We start from the raw sequence: 16,821 nt of genomic DNA on the forward strand, positions 1-16,821 counted from the left end.
GGATGGTTCAAAAAAATTGGGGCCTCCGAAGAGGCCCCGGTATTTCGCCGGCTGGCCTATCTCAGCCCACCCGCCTGAATTGCCTGTTCTCGCGATGCCCCGCGGCCTCGTTCTCCGGAGCCAATACGAACTGTCCGAGCCTGCCGTCCATTTCACCCGCTTCGGAAGCGAGATTGTGAATGGCGGCCGTCGTCTCTTCCACCATGGCGGCGTTCTGCTGGGTCATGGTGTCGAGGCTGGAGACGGTACTGTTGATTTCCGAAAGCGTGTGCGCCTCCTCGCGGGTAGACTCCATGATCTCTTCGATACGCGTGCTGATGGTCTGCACGTGTTTGCCGATACCGGTCAGCGAAGCACCTGCCTTTTCCACCAGCACCACGCCCGAGGAAACCTCGTCGGTGGAGCGCTTTAGCAGGCTGGTGATTTCCTTTGCGGCGGCGGCCGAGCGCTGCGCCAGTTCGCGCACTTCCTGGGCCACGACCGCAAAACCCTTGCCTGCGTCGCCTGCGCGCGCCGCCTCCACGCCGGCATTCAGCGCCAGAAGGTTGGTCTGGAAGGCGATTTCGTCGATGACGCCGATGATCTGGTTGATCTGGCGTGATGAGGTCTGGATCGCCTCCATGGCGGCGATTGTCTGCTCCATGACGCGGCTGGATGCCGTTGCCTCCGTGCTGGCGTCGCGGGCGATCCGCGTTGCCTGTTCGGCGCGTTCGATCTGGTCGCGGACAGCTTCGGTGATCGCCTTGATGGCGCTTGCGGTTTCGGTGATGGAGGCTGCCTGCCGTTCGGTACGTTCGGCGAGCTGGTCGGCTCCCACCCGCATTTCCTCGGAACCGTCACGAATGGCGGCGGAATTGCCGCCGATGGCCTGCATGGTTTCGCTAAGCCGGGCAAGCGCCGTGTTGAAGTTATGGCGCAGGCTTTCGAGATCGTCGGGGAAAGCGGTCTCGATACGATAGGCGAGGTTGCCATTCGCCAGCCGGTCGAGCCCCTCATCCAGAGATTGCACGACCATTTGCAGGGTGCCTGCCTCGGCCTCCCGTTCCGCAAGATGCGCGCGCCGGGCTGTTTCGGCTTCTTCCCGTGTGCGTGATGCGGTCTCTTCCATGTCCCGCTGCAGGATAAGTTTTTCACGGAAACTGCCGAGCGCACGCGCCATGCGGCCGATCTCGTCCTTTCGGTCCTGATTGCCGATCTCCGCATCGAGACGGCCTGCGGCCACTTCGCCGGTCAGTCCGGCAAGCTTTTCCAGCGGGGCGAAGAGACGCCGCGCGAAAAAGGCCGTCGCTGCACACATGGCGGCCAGAACGCAAAGGCCGATCACGGCAAGCGTGCCGGCAATCGAGATGGAGCCGGCGTTCAACTCGCTGCGCAGCATGCTTTCCACCGCGAGATATTTTTCGTCGGCGAAGGAGAAGGGACGGGCATAGGCATTGGCTTCGCCATCCGCGCGGTCGATCTTGGCGATGGTCATGCCCGCCGCGTTCAGGGCCTTTCCGTGGAAATCGTAGATGGCCGGATCAAGGCTGACCAGCCTTTCGCCCTCAACACCGATAGCCTTGCCATCGGCTGATATGATCGCGGATTGTTCCGAACTGCCCGCCGCGATGCCTTTCGTCAGGATCTGGCTGAAAACGCCTTCCTTGACCTGGAAGAGGACGATGCCCTTGAACGCGCCGAATTTGACAACCGGAACGCCGAAATAAATACCGGCCTCTTTCGTGGCCGCATCGATGCGCAGGCCGGAGAAACTGGTCTGCGCCACGTCGTTGACCGCCTTTTCGGCGTTCGCCGCGCCGCGCACGAAGGCCGTACCAAGGCCGCTTTCCGCCCAGGCGCCGCCCTTGACGGTTTCCCCGAAGGCCGGTCCCTTCAGATAGGAATAATAGACCGTACCGGCGGGGTCGATGAAGAGAACATCGCTGAACGGCGTTCCCTTGATATAAGCGCCGATATCCGTCTGGGTCTTCTCATGGGTGGAGTAATAAAAGCCGCTGGGGCTTTCCGGCTTGATCAGCTTTTCCTTTTCGCCGAAGGGGTTTTCCTTGACGAAGACGCGCTGCAGTTCCGCCTTCGCGTCGCCTGCGTTTTTCTGCACGGTGGCCCAGCCGCTGCGCATGGAGACAACAGCCATCTGCAGGGATTCGATCTTGGCAATGGAATCCGCCTGCGTTTTCAGCTGCTCAAGGCGTTCCTGAAGCATGTCGCCGCGGAAAACCAGAATGCTCTCCATGGATCTCGACGCCTGCTCCTCAAGAACGCCGCTGCTGCTTTGATAGCCGAGAAGTGTCAGAGCCCCGGTCGAGATCGCCATCAGCGCCAGGAAAATCGCGAGCACTTTGGTGGATATGGAATGAAAACGGTTCAGCATGGCCGATGCAGCCCTCAATGCCGGATCAGTTCCCGCGCCATGCATGGATGGATGGCGCCATTGGACGGCTGATATGGCGAACATATTGTGCTGCGGATCATCATGTCCGCAGCTCCCCTTTTTTGATTTTGTGGAGAACAATGCGGTACGCGGTTTAAGCAGAGGTAAATGCTGCACTGCAAATTTGATCAATGTTGTCGTTTTGTTCACTTATCGCTGGCAGGGTCGCAGCCGGAAAGATAAGGTGCCTCATGCAAAAGACGATTCGAATCATCGGCATTGACCCCGGATTGCGGCGCACCGGATGGGGTGTCATCGACACCCTTGGCAACAGCCTGCGGTTTGTCGCCTCCGGTACCGTGACCTCGGATGGCGATATGGATCTCGCCTCCCGGCTGTGCCAGCTGCATGACGGGCTGGCTGACGTCGTGCACAGCTACCAGCCCGACGAGGCGGCGGTGGAGCAGACTTTCGTGAACAAGGATGCGGTTGCAACATTGAAACTTGGTCAGGCGCGCGGCATCGCCATGCTGGTTCCGGCGCGGGCAGGACTGCCGGTGTTTGAATATGCGCCGAATGCGGTGAAAAAAGCCGTCATCGGCGTCGGGCACGGCGAAAAGCAGCAAATTCACATGATGCTGAAAATCCTGATGCCGAAGGCCGAATTCAAGGGTAACGATGCGGCGGACGCTCTCGCCATCGCAATCTGCCACGCGCATAATCGCGGCGGCGACAGGATGGCGCGGCTTTTGGCGGCCGGTTGAATATTTAAAGTCTCATTGCAGCGGGCGGCATCATGATCGGAAAACTGAAGGGCAGCATCGAGGAAATCGGCGCGGACTATGTGCTGGTGGATGTGCACGGCGTCTGTTACGTCGCCTATTGTTCGGCGCGCACGCTGTCGAAAATCGGCTCCGTCGGGGAGGCGGTGGTGCTGTTCATCGAAACCTATGTGCGTGAAGACCAGCTGAAGCTCTTCGGTTTTCTTTCGGCACTGGAGCGGGAATGGTTCAACCTGCTGCAGAGCGTGCAGGGCGTGGGTTCGAAAGTGGCCTTGGCCGTCCTTTCCACGCTTTCGCCCTCCGAACTCGCCAATGCCATCGCGCTTCAGGACAAGGTGATGATTTCGCGTGCGCCCGGCGTTGGGCCGAAGGTGGCGGTGCGTCTTGTGACCGAACTTCGCAACAAGGCGCCTGCCTTTGCGGGAGAGGCTTCCGCCTCGATCGGGCTCAAGCAGGAGCTTGGTGAAGGCGTTGCGTCCGCGCCGGTGGCGGATGCCGTTTCCGCGCTCACCAATCTCGGCTATTCGCGCGACCAGGCCGCCAATGCGGTTGCTGCCGCGCTGAAGAATGGCGGGGAGGGCGGTGACAGCGCCAAGCTTATCCGCCTCGGGCTGAAGGAGCTTTCGCGGTAAGGACGCCTGGCATGCGGACGTGGAGCCCCGGTTATCCTGAATTTCGTGAAGCGCGTTGATGCGATAGTCGTGATATAGGGGCGGCGACCACCTGATGAATTCGGTTAGAACAATGGAATGCCCTGAATGAGCGATGCGGAGAGACTGATTACCCCGGAAAAGCGTGGCGAGGATATCGACACCACGCTGCGCCCGCAGTCGCTGGATGATTTTACCGGCCAGGCGGAGGCCCGTGCCAATCTCAAGGTGTTCATCGAGGCCGCCAAGAACCGCGGCGAGGCGCTGGATCATGTGCTGTTCGTCGGCCCGCCCGGCCTCGGCAAGACCACGCTGGCGCAGATCATGGCCAAGGAACTTGGCGTCAATTTCAAATCCACCTCGGGGCCTGTCATCGCCAAGGCGGGTGATCTCGCCGCACTTCTCACCAATCTGGAAGAACGCGATGTGCTCTTCATCGATGAAATCCACCGCCTCAATCCGGCGGTGGAAGAAATCCTTTATCCTGCCATGGAGGATTTCCAGCTCGATCTCATCATCGGCGAGGGGCCGGCGGCGCGCTCGGTGAAGATCGATCTTTCCAAATTCACCCTCGTTGCCGCCACCACCCGCCTCGGCCTCTTGACAACGCCGCTGCGTGATCGTTTCGGCATTCCCGTCCGGCTGGCTTTCTACACCGTTGACGAGCTGGAACTGATCGTCCGGCGCGGAGCACGGCTGATGGGGCTGAATATGACCGATGAGGGCGCGCGCGAGGTGGCAAGGCGGGCGCGTGGCACGCCGCGCATCGCCGGGCGGCTGTTGCGCCGCGTGCGTGATTTCGCCGAGGTGGCGCGGGCGGAAGCCGTTACCCGCGAGATCGCCGACGAGGCTTTGACGCGGCTGCTGGTCGACAAAATGGGTCTCGACCAGCTCGACATGCGTTATCTCACCATGATCGCCGTCAATTTCGGCGGCGGCCCGGTTGGCATCGAAACCATCGCCGCCGGCCTCTCGGAGCCGCGCGATGCGATCGAGGATATCATCGAGCCCTATATGATCCAGCAGGGTTTCATCCAGCGCACACCGCGCGGGCGCATTTTGACGGGCACAGCCTGGAAACATCTGGGCATGCAGCCGCCCAAGGATCTCGAGGCGGCGCAGTTCCGTCTGACGCTTGAGGATGATTGAGGGAACAATCCCGGCTTGCCGGCTTTGATCGTCTTTGGCACGGAGATGGTCATGTCTGGATATCGAAAGGGTACCAAGGTCCGGTGGAACTGGGGCAGTGGCACCGGTGAAGGTAAAATCGTCGAGACTTTCACTGACGATGTCGAACGCACCATTGCCGGCTCCAGAATAAAACGGAAAGCGAGCAGGCAGGAGCCTGCCTATCTGATCGAACAGGAAGACGGTGCGAAGGTTCTGAAAAGCAGATCGGAGCTGGAACACGTCGATTGAACGACGCCGTCCTCTGGCGTCAAGGGAGGGATGCCGATGCCTTATGATCCGCTGCGGGTCTTCCGCAAACTCGCGCGCAACAACCGGCTGGCCAATTTTCGGCTGCATCAGGCCTGTCTTCAGCTTTCGCAAGAGGCGTTTCTTGCCCGCCGCGTCAGTTTCTTCCCCACGCTACGGGCGACGCTCAATCACATCTACACCGTCGACCGCTTCTATATCGATGCCCTCCAGGGCGGGACGCTCGGTCTGGCCGCCTTTGCCGAAGAGGAGCCCTTCGCCACCATGCCGGCGGTGCGAAGCGCCCAGACGGAACTTGATGAGGCGCTGATTGCATTTGTCGACGGGCTCGATGAAGACGGTCTCGCCGCAACCGTCAATGTCCATCGCGGCGCGCGTATCCAGCAGGATCGCTGCGACGATGTTCTGTCCCATCTCTTCCAGCACCAGACGCATCATCGTGGACAGGCGCATGCGATGTTATCAGGCACCAGGGTAAAGCCGCCGCAACTGGATGAATTCATTGTGGGAGATGACGCAAAGGCGAGAAAAGACGAGATGGATGCGCTAGGATGGGGGGAAACCGATTTGATGTTTCCAGCCCGCAGGTCCAGACAATGACAAAAGATAGCCGGACGCACGATACCCAAAAGCAGGACACCCGCATCCGCATGAAGTTCAAGCCGAAACGTATCTTCCAGATGCGGATCGCGGGGCTGGCGTTTCGTGATGGCCACGTGCTGGTGCACCGCGCGTCGCATGAAAAATTCTGGACCTTTCCGGGCGGACGCGCCGAAATGGGCGAGCGCTCCGAAGAAACGCTGAAACGTGAAATGGTGGAAGAGCTTGGCGTCGAGGCCAAGGTGGGGCGGCTTCTCTGGGCGGTGGAGAATTTCTTCCACTATGAGGGCAAGGACTGGCACGAACTCGGCTTTTATTATCTGATGGATTTGCCGGAAACGCTGGCCTTCCATCCAGGAGATATTATTCACCGTGTTCAGGATGGCGATAACGAGCTTGAGTTCCGCTGGGTCGCGGCAACCCGGCAGGCATTGACGGAACTCGATATTCCGCCCTATTTCATCGCCGATGAAATAGAGCACCTGCCGCAGACCACCAGACACCTTGTCTGGCATGACGGCGATCTGGACGATAAATGACTTCTGCGCCTGAACGCCACATGATCCGGCTGGACCGCAAGCCGCAGCTTTTCAGCATGCGGGTCGCGGCGCTTATTTTTCAGAACGATCATCTTCTCGTCCAGCGAGGTCCGAAGGACAGTTATTGGGCTTTGCCCGGCGGACGCGCGGAAATCGGCGAGAGTTCCGAACAAACCATCATCCGCGAGATCGGCGAGGAGCTTGACCGGGATTGTGCCGTCGAACGCCTTCTTTGGTCGGCGGAGAATTTTTTCGCCTATGACGATTATGCCGCGCATGAGCTGGGATTTTATTATCTTATCTCACTTCGCCAGCCTTTGCCGTTCCATGAAAGCGATATCGTGCACCGGGTGCTGGATGGCGTCGAGGTGAAGTTCCGCTGGCTGCCTGCGCAATCTTCCGCTTTGCTGAAGCACGATCTAAGACCCCGTTTCATCGCAGAGCGGATCGAGGCGCTGCCACCGCGCCATGAGCATCTTATCGTGCGTGAAGGTCGTTCCGATGCTGCCGAAATTCTCAAGGAGATAGTATGAGCGAGCTTGTGGTTTCGCTTTCGGGTGAACTGATCGAACATGGCCACCGCCTGACGCAACGGGTCTATTATGAGGATACGGATTTCTCCGGCCTCGTTTACCACGCCCGTTATCTGCATTTTCTCGAGCGCGGCCGCACCGATTACCTGCGTTGCCTCGGCTGCGAACAAAGCGCGCTTTTGACCGCCGATGAGGAGGGGCTGGTCTTCGTCGTGCATCGCATGGAGATCGATTTCAAAAGCCCGGCGCGGATGGATGACGTCTTGACGATCACGACCATCACCGAAAAGGCCGGCGGCGCGAAAATGGTGCTCAATCAGGAAATCCGGCGGGGCGAAACCCTGCTGGTCGCCGCCAAGGTCATCATCGCCGTCATCAACGCCAATGGCCGCCCGAGGCGTCTTCCGGAGGCGGTTGCTGAAAAATTCCTGAAGTAATTGACGGCTCCGTCCAGTAAATCCATCCGGCGTGGCCCGGCTGTAACACTCCTTTAACCATAATGGTGTCTTACTTTAGCAACTGGCATTTGTGCGGCGCACGCCTTCCTTTCACCAAATTTATTGGCAAGTAAGGCTTACTGGCAAGTATCGGGGTATGGCTAAGGGGTTGGCGGCTGCGGCTGCAGGACTTCGAGCGTTAACACGCGTTTGAATCGCCCGGTCCCGTACCGGGCGTTTGGATTCGGGGATTGGATATTTATGGAACAGGCAGGTTTGGCAGCGGCGACGCACGATGTAAGTCTCTGGGCGCTGTTTATGCAGGCGGGCCTCATCGTGAAGCTCGTGATGATCGGACTTATCGCCGCCTCGGTCTGGACGTGGGCGATCGTCTTCGACAAATATGTGAGCTTCGGCAAGGCAAAGCGCCAGTTCGACCAGTTCGAACAGGTCTTCTGGTCGGGCCAGTCGCTCGAGGAGCTTTATCGCACGCTGGCGGAACGCCAGAATGGCGGTCTTGCGGCAATTTTCGTTTCCGCCATGCGGGAATGGAAGAAATCATTCGAGCGCGGCGCGCGTTCGCCCATTGGTCTGCAGATGCGTATCGACCGGGCGATGGATGTGACGATCGCGCGTGAAGGCGAACAATACGAGGCGCGCCTTGGTTCGCTCGCCACCATCGGTTCGGCTGGTCCCTTCATCGGTCTCTTCGGTACGGTTGTTGGTATCATGACCTCGTTCCAGGCGATTGCCGGTTCGAAGTCCACCAACCTTGCGGTCGTGGCACCGGGTATCGCTGAAGCGCTTCTGGCAACGGCCATCGGCCTTGTTGCCGCTATTCCGGCAGTTATCGCCTACAACAAGTTCACGGCCGACGCGCACAAGCTTTCCGCCCGCATGGAAGGTTTTGCCGACGAGTTCTCCGCGATCCTGTCGCGCCAGATCGATGAAAAACTTCAGACGCGGCAGGCCGCCCAGTAAGCGGCCGCACGATGTGCATGCTGTGCAGTAATTTGCCGCAAGGCAAAATGGAGTAGATGATATGGGTATGTCAGCAGGTGGCAGCGGCGGCGGTTCCGGTGGACGCCGGGGTGGGCGCGGCGGACGACGCAAAGGCGGCGCGATCAGCGAGATCAACGTCACGCCGCTGGTCGACGTCATGCTCGTGCTGCTCATCATCTTCATGGTGGCGGCGCCGATGATGACTGTCGGCGTGCCGATCGACCTGCCGCAGACCTCCGCCAATGCGTTGAACTCGGACACGCAGCCGATCACCATTTCCGTTAATGCCAATGGCCAGATCCATCTGCAGGAAACGGAAATTCAGGCGGCCGAAGTGGCCGACAAGCTGCAGGCGATCGCCACGACTGGTTATAACGAACGCATCTTCGTGCGTGCGGATTCCGTTGCCGCCTATGGCGTCGTTGCCGACGTGATGGCGCGTATCCAGGCGGCAGGCTTCAAGAATATCGGCCTCGTGACCCAGCAGAAACAGGACAATTGACGTAAAACGATGAAGGGCAGCCTTACCACATCCGCGATCGTGCACGCGTCGCTTCTGGCTTTCGCCCTCGTTTCCCTGGGCTCGCCGGAACCGCTTGACGTGTCGCAGGCCGAGGCCCTGCCTGTCGAGCTGGTGCCGATCGAGGAACTGACCCAGATCCAGCAGGGTGACAAGAAGGCACCGAAGGCCGAAAAGTCCGCTCCTGTTCCGACCACACGTCCTGACATCATCGAGAACGCCCAGAATGTCGGCAACAACACGGCCGATCTTGACGCGCCCCCGACGCCTACCACCAAGCCTAACGACAATATCAGCGCGGCAGCTCCGCCCAAGCAGGAGAAGCCGCAGCCGGTCGTCGATACCAAGGCGAACGAGGTGAAGGAAATCGTCAAGGAAGAAACCTCGGCTCCCAAGCCGCAGGAAATGGCCGCCTTGCCGCAGACCAAGCCTGAAATAGCGCCGCAGCCGAAGACGGAACCGCCGCCGCAGGAAACCAAGGCCGAAGAGCCGCCGCCCGCAACGCAGGAGCCGGCCGAAATTCCCGTGCCGCAGAACGTGCCGCGTCCGAATTCCCGCCCGGAGCCGCCAAAGCCGGAGGAGCCGAAGCAGGCCGAGACCAAGCCCGCCGAGCAGAAGCCCGCGGAAAAACCGGCCGAGACCAAGCCCGATCAGGCGAAATCCACCGATAAGCCTTCCGACAAGAAGCCGGGCGAGAAAAAGCAGGAGACTGCAAAATCCGCCTCTTCGAAGGAAAGCGATTTCAACGCTGACGATGTTGCAGCGCTTTTGAACAAGCAGGCGCCTTCCGGCGGCGGCGCCAAGCGCTCCACCCAGCAGGCAGCCCTTGGCGGCAAGAAATCGACCGGCGGCTCTACACTCAGCCAGACGGAAATGGATGCGCTGCGCGGCGCAATCCAGAAAAACTGGCAGATCATTCCCGGCATGGCGGATGCCTCGGACGTTCGCGTCCGGGTCACCATGAAGCTTGACCGTGATGGAACCATCATCGGTCGGCCCGAGATCGAGGCAACCGGCGGTTCGGAAGGAACGCGCCGCGCTCTTTCCGGCGGAGCCTATCGCGCCATCATGCGTTCTGCTCCGTTCACGAACCTTCCTGCCGATAAATATGACGCATGGAACGAAGTCGTCGTGAACTTCGATCCCAGTGAATTGCTATGAATGCTGAAAGGCCTGGCAACATGAAGATATTTTCGCCGATCCGGCTGGTGCTCGCTGTCGCGGCCCTCATGTCGGTTTTCTCCGCACCGGCTTTTGCGCGGGTGGAAATCAACATCAACAAGGGCAATGTCGAGCCGCTGCCTATCGCCATCACCGACTTCATGTCGAGCGATGGTATCGGTGCGCAGGTTTCCGCGGTCATCGCTGCCGACCTGCAGCGTTCCGGTCTCTTCGCGCCGGTCAACAAGAACGCCTTCATCGAAAAGATCAGCAATCCGGATCAGCAGCCGCGTTTCGAGGACTGGAAGGTCATCAACGCCCAGGCGCTCGTGACCGGCCGTGTCACGCGTGAAAGCGATGGCCGTCTGCGCGCCGAGTTCCGCCTGTGGGATACTTTCGCAGGCCAGCAGATGACCGGCCAGCAGTTCTTCACCCAGCCGGAAAACTGGCGCCGTGTCGCCCACATCATCGCCGACGCGATCTATGAGCGTGTCACCGGTGAAAAGGGTTACTTCGACACCCGCGTCGTTTTCGTCTCCGAAAGCGGCCCGAAAACCGCCCGCAAGCGCCAGCTCTCGATCATGGATCAGGACGGCTTCAACGTCCGTAATCTTACCAACTCGAACGACATCGTTCTGACGCCGCGTTTTTCGCCGAACCGTCAGGAAGTGACCTACATGTCCTTCGAAGGCCAGCAGCCGCGCGTTTACCTGCTGCAGCTGGAAACCGGACAGCGCGAAGTGGTCGGCAACTTCCCCGGCATGACGTTCTCGCCGCGCTTCTCTCCTGATGGCCAGAAGGTCATCATGAGCCTGCAGCAGGATGGCAATGCCAATATCTACACCATGGACCTGCGCTCGCGCACCACGACGCGGCTGACCAATACGTCGGCGATCGATACGGCGCCGTCCTATTCGCCTGATGGTCAGCGTGTCGCCTTTGAAAGCGACCGCGGCGGCCGCCAGCAGATCTACGTCATGAATGCCGATGGTTCCGGCCAGCAGCGCGTCTCCTTCGGTGATGGTTCCTATTCCACGCCGGTCTGGTCCCCGCGCGGCGATCTGATCGCCTTCACCAAGCAGTCGGGCGGCAAGTTCTCGATCGGCGTGATGAAGACCGACGGTTCGGGCGAGCGCATTCTGACCAGCGGGTTCCACAATGAAGGCCCGACCTGGGCGCCGAACGGCCGCGTGCTGATGTTCTTCCGCCAGAACGCCGGTGCCGGTGGTCCGCAGCTCTATTCGATCGACCTGACGGGCTATAACGAACAGCTCATCAAGACGCCGACCTTCGCTTCGGATCCGGCATGGTCGCCGCTTCTGGACTGATATGACTGTCATGATGGCGCCGGCATGAACCGGCGCCATCATGTTTTACCTGATACCATGGGGAAGTGCGCCTCTTTCTTGCCGCAAAGTGTTGTGAGGGAGCAAAAAACTGGGACATTTCCTTTCTGTTAACCATAAGCGTTTGCCGGCTATTAACCGCGATCAGTTAGTGTCCGGAAAACGTTATTGAAATCCTAAGGAGAGACCGGCGATGAGCCGTACACACACTTCGGCACTCAGCCCCATGCAGAAACTGGCCCGTAACCCGGCTGTCATCGCCATGACGCTCGCGCTTGCTCTCGCAGGCTGCGCGAACAAGAAGAACATGCCGAACAGCGCCGGTGAACTCGGCCTTGGTGGCGCGGGCTCCGCAACGCCGGGCTCCCAGCAGGACTTCACGGTCAATGTCGGCGACCGCATCTTCTTCGACACTGACTCCACCTCGATCCGCGCCGACGCCCAGCAGACCCTGCAGCGCCAGGCCCAGTGGCTCGCCCGTTATCCGAACTACGCCATCACCGTTGAAGGCCATGCCGACGAACGCGGTACGCGTGAATACAACCTTGCGCTCGGCGCCCGTCGTGCGGCTGCAACCCGCGACTTCCTGGCTTCCCAGGGCGTTCCGGCAAACCGCATGAAGACGATCTCCTACGGCAAGGAAAAGCCGGTCGCGGTTTGCGACGACATTTCCTGCTGGTCGCAGAACCGCCGCGCCGTGACGGTTCTCGGTGGCGCGGGCATGTGATTGCCTGACGTTATTGTGATCTTGAATGGGAGGCGGTCTTCGGGCCGCCTTTTGTTTTTTTCATAGTTTGGCCGAAGTTAAGTTGCTTTTTCGGTTGATATGGAAAAAATCCGGCTTGCGCCATTCCGGTGCAAATCAGTTAAGGCAGGACGAATGAGATGAAGAAACTTGTCGTGGCGGGAATGCTGGGGCTTGCAGCCTGCACCGGCTTGAGCGGCGCAGCCGTTTCGGGTCCGCTGTTCGGTGCGGGGGGTAGTTTCGGCACGATCAACTCTCAACAGCAGCTCCCGGTCGTCCGGGTTCAGGCCAATGAAGCCTATCGGGTTCAGCAGCTTGAAGAACAGATCCGGCAGCTCAATGGCCGTATCGAAGAAATGAGCTTCCAGCTTCTGCAGATGCAGGAAACGATCCGCAAGGCGCAGGAAGACAACGAGTTCCGCTTCCAGGAACTGGAAGGCGGCAATGCCGGCGGCAAGGGTGCAAGCCCGACCGCTGCACCGAAAAAGAAGGCGGAAGCCAGTCCGGTCAATCCGGCCTCGCCGCCGACCGACGACGTTGCAACGATCATCGAAACGCCACCCGAGGGTGGCGCTTCCGTTTCTCCCTCTGCTCCCTCCAGTGCTCCGACAGGCGCACCGGGAGAGACGACGCTCGGCTCGATCGAGCTTGATTCCAAGGGAATGCCGATTGGCGGCACGCTCAATTCCGGCGCCAGTAATTCCTCCGGCAACCTTCCCGGTGTGACCACCGGCAACAGCGCCCGCAAGACCGATCCTGTCAACACGGCGGCGCTGACCAGCGAAGGCGACATCTATCAGGCCGCCTACGGCCATGTCCTTTCCGGTGACTACAAGCTGGCGGAACAGGGTTTCCAGCAATATCTGCAGGGTTACCCCAAAGGCACCAAGGCCGCCGATGCGAGCTTCTGGCTGGGCGAGGCGCAATATTCCCAGGGCAAGTTCAACGAGGCCGCCAAGACCTTCCTGAACGGCCATCAGGCCTATGGCAAGTCTCCGAAAGCGCCGGAAATGCTGATGAAGCTCGGCATGTCACTTGCCGCTCTCGACAATACTGAAACCGCCTGCGCCACGCTGCGCGAGGTGCCGAAGCGCTATCCCAATGCTTCGAAGACCGTGCTGACCAAGGTCGCCAGCGAACAGAAACGGCTGAGCTGCTGATTTTCCCCTGCCATGGCGGGTATTTCCATGCCGGTTGATGCCCGCACTCCGAATGAAAAGACAGTTGCGCCGCTCGCGGCGGCACAGTTTTTTGTCGGAAATCTACAAAACCCCGCCCATATCCTCGTCGCAATCTCCGGCGGCAGTGATTCCACCGGCCTGTTGCTGGCATTGCATGAGGCAACGGCGGGAGTGGGTAAGGACCGTTTGCGGCTTTCCGCCGTCACGGTCGACCATGCGCTGAGAGCGGAATCCGCCGATGAGGCGTGCAAGGTCGCCATGCTCTGCGCCGAACTTGGCATCCCCCACGTTACCCGCCGGTGGGATGGTGCCAAACCGGCCTCCGGCCTTTCCGAAGCCTCCCGACTTGCCCGCTACCGCCTGATTGCCGAGGTCGCCCTTGAGACTGGCGCCGATCTTGTCGTGACGGGGCATACAATCGGCGACCAGCGTGAAACCGTGGCGATGCGCGCCGCCCGCAACGGCGGCAGTAATAATCTCGGTCTATCCGGCATGGCGGACGCGGTTTTATACGATAGCCGCTACTGGGTCATGCGGCCGTTCCTGATGTGTGAGAGGCAGGCGATCCGTGACTATGTATCGTCCCGCGAGCGCGGGTGGCTTGACGATCCGAGCAATGAAAATATCAGATATGAGCGGGTGCGTGTTCGGCAGGCGCTTCCCGTCTCCCCCGCGTTGATCGATGCGGAGGTCTCTTTCAAAAGACGGGCGCTTTCCGACAAAACAGCCGTTTTCCTGCGCGATCACACGCAGATTTTCCATGCTGCTCTCGCCAGACTGGCCGACGATGCCGTCAATCCCGATCTTCCCGAGTTCCGGCACGGGTTGGCGGCGCTGATCGCCATCCTTGGCGGAAGGGCATATTTTCCGGCCGCAAGCGGCATGGAGCGCGTTTTGCGGTTTCTCAAAACGGGTGAAAACGGGCGAATGACAGTCGGCCGTGTTCTTCTCGATTGGCGGCGGGATGGCCTTTATTTGTTGCGCGAGCAGCGAAACCTGCCGGAGCTTCATGTCGGCGCGCATCAGCAAGGGCTGTGGGACGATCGTTTCCTTGTGAAGAATGGATCGGCTTTTCCAATCCTTGTCAAAGCGGGCAGGGTTGGTGGTGCCGTGGAAATGGCCGTGCATTTTCCGTCGGTGCCATCAGGGGTGACAAAACCGGCGATGGCGGGTCTGCCGCAAATTGCCGCAGCGGCCGAAGGGGAGGTTTCCATGCCGCAGGCCGTCACCATCACGCCGAGGCTTGCACCTTTCGATCTTTTCCTGCCGCGCTTCGACCTTGAGTTGGCAAATGCAATCGCCAATTTATTCGGACGGACGGCCTATCCACAGCCACCGGTTTAAATCCGGCCTCTTTTTCGTGAATTGCCATGGAAGAGTTTTTACACCAAAACGCATCAGATAACGCGCTTTGCCTTGGCAACGGCGGATGTCGTCCTTATGTTAGGGGCACATAATAGCGGGCAGCAGATATGCCCGTGTGAGTTCGGGGAGTTCGATGAACCCAAATTTCAGAAATTTCGCCTTGTGGGCCGTGATCGCCCTCTTGCTGATCGCGCTGTTCAGCATGTTCCAGACCTCGCCGACGCAAACGGGCTCGCGGGAAATCCCGTACTCCCAGTTTCTTCGCGATGTGGATTCCGGGCGAGTTCGCGACGTGACCGTCACCGGTAACCGGGTTCTCGGAACCTATACCGAAAACGGCACGGCCTTTCAGACCTATTCCCCCGTCATCGACGACAGCCTGATGGAGCGCTTGCAGAGCAAGAACGTCACCATCGTGGCGCGTCCCGAAAGCGATGGTTCCTCCGGTTTTCTGAGCTATCTCGGCACGCTTCTGCCGATGTTCCTCATTCTCGGCGTCTGGCTGTTCTTCATGCGGCAGATGCAGGGCGGTTCCCGTGGCGCGATGGGCTTTGGCAAGTCCAAGGCCAAGCTTCTGACGGAAGCGCATGGCCGCGTGACGTTTGATGACGTCGCAGGTGTGGACGAAGCCAAGCAGGACCTCGAGGAAATCGTGGAATTCCTGCGCGACCCGCAGAAGTTCCAGCGCCTCGGCGGCAAGATTCCGCGCGGCGTGCTGCTTGTTGGCCCTCCGGGTACCGGTAAGACGCTTCTGGCGCGTTCCGTCGCCGGCGAAGCCAATGTGCCGTTCTTCACCATTTCCGGTTCGGACTTCGTGGAAATGTTCGTCGGCGTCGGCGCAAGCCGCGTGCGTGACATGTTCGAGCAGGCTAAGAAGAATGCACCCTGCATCATCTTCATCGACGAAATCGACGCTGTCGGCCGCCATCGCGGCGCCGGTCTTGGCGGCGGTAACGACGAGCGCGAGCAGACACTGAACCAGCTGCTGGTCGAGATGGACGGTTTCGAGGCGAATGAAGGCATCATCCTCATCGCTGCCACCAACCGTCCTGATGTTCTTGACCCCGCACTTCTGCGTCCAGGCCGTTTCGACCGTCAGGTCGTCGTGCCGAACCCTGATATCGTCGGCCGCGAGCGCATCCTCAAGGTGCATATCCGCAACGTGCCGCTGGCGCCGAATGTCGATCTCAAGATTCTGGCCCGCGGCACTCCCGGTTTTTCCGGTGCGGACCTCATGAACCTCGTCAACGAAGCCGCCCTGATGGCTGCCCGCCGCAACAAGCGAGTGGTCACCATGCAGGAATTCGAGGACGCCAAGGACAAGATCATGATGGGCGCGGAGCGCCGCTCCTCCGCCATGACCGAGGCCGAAAAGAAGCTGACGGCCTATCACGAAGCCGGCCATGCCATCACCGCGCTGAAGGTTGCCGTGGCCGATCCGTTGCACAAGGCGACGATCATTCCGCGCGGCCGTGCACTGGGTATGGTTATGCAGCTGCCGGAAGGCGACCGCTATTCCATGAGCTACAAGTGGATGGTGTCGCGCCTGGTCATCATGATGGGTGGCCGCGTTGCCGAGGAATTGACCTTCGGCAAGGAGAACATCACGTCAGGCGCGTCTTCGGATATCGAGCAGGCCACCAAGCTTGCCCGCGCCATGGTCACGCAATGGGGCTTCTCCGACGCTCTCGGCCAGGTGGCCTATGGTGAGAACCAGCAGGAAGTCTTCCTCGGCCATTCCGTCTCTCAGTCGAAGAACGTCTCCGAGGCGACAGCGCAGACGATCGACACCGAAGTCCGACGTCTGATCGACGAGGCCTATACCGAGGCACGGCGTATCCTCACGGATAACCACGATGGCTTTGTCGCAATTGCCGAGGGTCTTCTCGAATACGAAACCCTGACGGGCGACGAGATCAAGGCGCTGCTGAGGGGTGAGAAGCCGGCGCGCGATCTGGGTGACGATTCTCCGGGCAGCCGTGGTTCGGCGGTGCCGAAAGCCGGCGCCAAGAAGGACGGCCCGAGCGAAGCGAAGGGTGACGGTGAGGCCGAAGGCGGCATGGAGCCGCAGCCGCATTGATCGTCCGCGCATGTTAGAAATTGTAAAAGGCCATCCGGGTTTCCGGGTGGCCTTTTCATTTTGGTAACAAGA

The 16,821-nt window shown here is 60.0% G+C and carries 17 protein-coding genes; 16 read left to right on the forward strand and 1 reads right to left on the reverse strand.

Going from position 1 to position 16,821, the window contains the following annotated elements:
• Nucleotides 1–61: 61 nt before the first annotated feature.
• The gene (locus ASB65_RS04610; RefSeq protein WP_060723150.1) at nucleotides 62–2,371 is read right to left on the reverse strand and encodes a methyl-accepting chemotaxis protein; all 2,310 of its coding nucleotides are present in this window, start codon (nucleotides 2,369–2,371) and stop codon (nucleotides 62–64) included.
• A gap of 251 nt (nucleotides 2,372–2,622) precedes the next feature.
• Here ASB65_RS04610 and ruvC point away from each other — a divergent pair, with 251 nt between their 5' ends.
• The 16 genes from ruvC (at nucleotide 2,623) to ftsH (ending at nucleotide 16,749) form a co-directional block, all read left to right on the forward strand.
• Complete coding sequence (ruvC, locus tag ASB65_RS04615; RefSeq protein ID WP_020809619.1) at nucleotides 2,623–3,135, forward strand: crossover junction endodeoxyribonuclease RuvC; 513 nt, start codon at nucleotides 2,623–2,625, stop codon at nucleotides 3,133–3,135.
• A 32-nt stretch (nucleotides 3,136–3,167) separates the two neighbouring features.
• Nucleotides 3,168–3,785 (forward strand): Holliday junction branch migration protein RuvA, encoded by a 618-nt coding sequence (gene ruvA, locus ASB65_RS04620; protein WP_003506224.1) that lies wholly within the window; start codon nucleotides 3,168–3,170, stop codon nucleotides 3,783–3,785.
• A gap of 126 nt (nucleotides 3,786–3,911) precedes the next feature.
• Nucleotides 3,912–4,952 carry a Holliday junction branch migration DNA helicase RuvB gene (gene ruvB / locus ASB65_RS04625; RefSeq protein ID WP_060723151.1) on the forward strand — a complete coding sequence of 347 codons (1,041 nt, stop codon included), beginning with the start codon at nucleotides 3,912–3,914 and terminating at the stop codon, nucleotides 4,950–4,952.
• 51 nt (nucleotides 4,953–5,003) lie between these two features.
• Entirely contained in the window at nucleotides 5,004–5,222 is a 219-nt protein-coding gene (locus tag ASB65_RS04630; protein ID WP_077998660.1) for a DUF2945 domain-containing protein, read from the forward strand.
• 36 nt (nucleotides 5,223–5,258) lie between these two features.
• Nucleotides 5,259–5,840, forward strand: a complete 582-nt coding sequence (locus ASB65_RS04635) for a DinB family protein (protein WP_060723152.1) — start codon at nucleotides 5,259–5,261, stop codon at nucleotides 5,838–5,840.
• Complete coding sequence (locus ASB65_RS04640; protein ID WP_060723153.1) at nucleotides 5,837–6,379, forward strand: NUDIX hydrolase; 543 nt, start codon at nucleotides 5,837–5,839, stop codon at nucleotides 6,377–6,379. Before ASB65_RS04635 ends, ASB65_RS04640 begins: the two co-directional genes overlap by 4 nt.
• A complete protein-coding gene (locus tag ASB65_RS04645) occupies nucleotides 6,376–6,912 on the forward strand; it encodes an NUDIX hydrolase (RefSeq protein WP_060723154.1) in 537 nt (178 codons plus the stop codon). The genes ASB65_RS04640 and ASB65_RS04645 overlap by 4 nt, the downstream gene beginning before the upstream one ends.
• A complete protein-coding gene (gene ybgC / locus ASB65_RS04650) occupies nucleotides 6,909–7,349 on the forward strand; it encodes a tol-pal system-associated acyl-CoA thioesterase (protein ID WP_003506236.1) in 441 nt (146 codons plus the stop codon). The genes ASB65_RS04645 and ybgC overlap by 4 nt, the downstream gene beginning before the upstream one ends.
• A 261-nt stretch (nucleotides 7,350–7,610) precedes the next feature.
• Nucleotides 7,611–8,330, forward strand: a complete 720-nt coding sequence (tolQ, locus tag ASB65_RS04655) for a protein TolQ (RefSeq protein ID WP_003497570.1) — start codon at nucleotides 7,611–7,613, stop codon at nucleotides 8,328–8,330.
• Between the two features lie 61 nt (nucleotides 8,331–8,391).
• Nucleotides 8,392–8,853: a protein TolR gene (tolR, locus tag ASB65_RS04660; protein ID WP_003506238.1), complete on the forward strand. Its 462-nt coding sequence runs from the start codon at nucleotides 8,392–8,394 to the stop codon at nucleotides 8,851–8,853.
• A 9-nt stretch (nucleotides 8,854–8,862) separates the two neighbouring features.
• Nucleotides 8,863–10,032, forward strand: coding sequence for a hypothetical protein (locus ASB65_RS04665; protein ID WP_060723155.1), 1,170 nt, complete (start codon nucleotides 8,863–8,865; stop codon nucleotides 10,030–10,032).
• 20 nt (nucleotides 10,033–10,052) lie between these two features.
• Nucleotides 10,053–11,360 carry a Tol-Pal system beta propeller repeat protein TolB gene (gene tolB, locus ASB65_RS04670; protein WP_003506242.1) on the forward strand — a complete coding sequence of 436 codons (1,308 nt, stop codon included), beginning with the start codon at nucleotides 10,053–10,055 and terminating at the stop codon, nucleotides 11,358–11,360.
• Nucleotides 11,361–11,571: 211 nt separating this feature from the next.
• Entirely contained in the window at nucleotides 11,572–12,105 is a 534-nt protein-coding gene (pal, locus tag ASB65_RS04675; protein ID WP_026364038.1) for a peptidoglycan-associated lipoprotein Pal, read from the forward strand.
• A gap of 158 nt (nucleotides 12,106–12,263) precedes the next feature.
• Complete coding sequence (ybgF, locus tag ASB65_RS04680) at nucleotides 12,264–13,283, forward strand: tol-pal system protein YbgF (RefSeq protein WP_003506245.1); 1,020 nt, start codon at nucleotides 12,264–12,266, stop codon at nucleotides 13,281–13,283.
• A 27-nt stretch (nucleotides 13,284–13,310) separates the two neighbouring features.
• Entirely contained in the window at nucleotides 13,311–14,648 is a 1,338-nt protein-coding gene (gene tilS / locus ASB65_RS04685) for a tRNA lysidine(34) synthetase TilS (protein WP_060723170.1), read from the forward strand.
• Between the two features lie 154 nt (nucleotides 14,649–14,802).
• Complete coding sequence (gene ftsH / locus ASB65_RS04690; protein ID WP_003506249.1) at nucleotides 14,803–16,749, forward strand: ATP-dependent zinc metalloprotease FtsH; 1,947 nt, start codon at nucleotides 14,803–14,805, stop codon at nucleotides 16,747–16,749.
• Nucleotides 16,750–16,821: the final 72 nt, after the last annotated feature.

The sequence above is a fragment of the Agrobacterium tumefaciens str. B6 genome (assembly GCF_001541315.1).
Taxonomy (GTDB): domain Bacteria; phylum Pseudomonadota; class Alphaproteobacteria; order Rhizobiales; family Rhizobiaceae; genus Agrobacterium; species Agrobacterium radiobacter.

Excerpts from the sequence above, each read along its gene's own strand:
- tilS (WP_060723170.1), top strand. The coding sequence starts at position 13,311 with ATGCCGGTTGATGCCCGCACTCCGAATGAAAAGACAGTTGCGCCGCTC.
- tolB (WP_003506242.1), top strand. The coding sequence starts at position 10,053 with ATGAAGATATTTTCGCCGATCCGGCTGGTGCTCGCTGTCGCGGCCCTC.
- ASB65_RS04630 (WP_077998660.1), top strand. The coding sequence starts at position 5,004 with ATGTCTGGATATCGAAAGGGTACCAAGGTCCGGTGGAACTGGGGCAGT.
- ybgC (WP_003506236.1), top strand. The coding sequence starts at position 6,909 with ATGAGCGAGCTTGTGGTTTCGCTTTCGGGTGAACTGATCGAACATGGC.
- ASB65_RS04640 (WP_060723153.1), top strand. The coding sequence starts at position 5,837 with ATGACAAAAGATAGCCGGACGCACGATACCCAAAAGCAGGACACCCGC.
- ruvB (WP_060723151.1), top strand. The coding sequence starts at position 3,912 with ATGAGCGATGCGGAGAGACTGATTACCCCGGAAAAGCGTGGCGAGGAT.
- ruvA (WP_003506224.1), top strand. The coding sequence starts at position 3,168 with ATGATCGGAAAACTGAAGGGCAGCATCGAGGAAATCGGCGCGGACTAT.
- ASB65_RS04635 (WP_060723152.1), top strand. The coding sequence starts at position 5,259 with ATGCCTTATGATCCGCTGCGGGTCTTCCGCAAACTCGCGCGCAACAAC.
- tolQ (WP_003497570.1), top strand. The coding sequence starts at position 7,611 with ATGGAACAGGCAGGTTTGGCAGCGGCGACGCACGATGTAAGTCTCTGG.
- ftsH (WP_003506249.1), top strand. The coding sequence starts at position 14,803 with ATGAACCCAAATTTCAGAAATTTCGCCTTGTGGGCCGTGATCGCCCTC.
- pal (WP_026364038.1), top strand. The coding sequence starts at position 11,572 with ATGAGCCGTACACACACTTCGGCACTCAGCCCCATGCAGAAACTGGCC.
- ASB65_RS04645 (WP_060723154.1), top strand. The coding sequence starts at position 6,376 with ATGACTTCTGCGCCTGAACGCCACATGATCCGGCTGGACCGCAAGCCG.
- ruvC (WP_020809619.1), top strand. The coding sequence starts at position 2,623 with ATGCAAAAGACGATTCGAATCATCGGCATTGACCCCGGATTGCGGCGC.
- ybgF (WP_003506245.1), top strand. The coding sequence starts at position 12,264 with ATGAAGAAACTTGTCGTGGCGGGAATGCTGGGGCTTGCAGCCTGCACC.
- tolR (WP_003506238.1), top strand. The coding sequence starts at position 8,392 with ATGGGTATGTCAGCAGGTGGCAGCGGCGGCGGTTCCGGTGGACGCCGG.
- ASB65_RS04610 (WP_060723150.1), bottom strand. The coding sequence starts at position 2,371 with ATGCTGAACCGTTTTCATTCCATATCCACCAAAGTGCTCGCGATTTTC.
- ASB65_RS04665 (WP_060723155.1), top strand. The coding sequence starts at position 8,863 with ATGAAGGGCAGCCTTACCACATCCGCGATCGTGCACGCGTCGCTTCTG.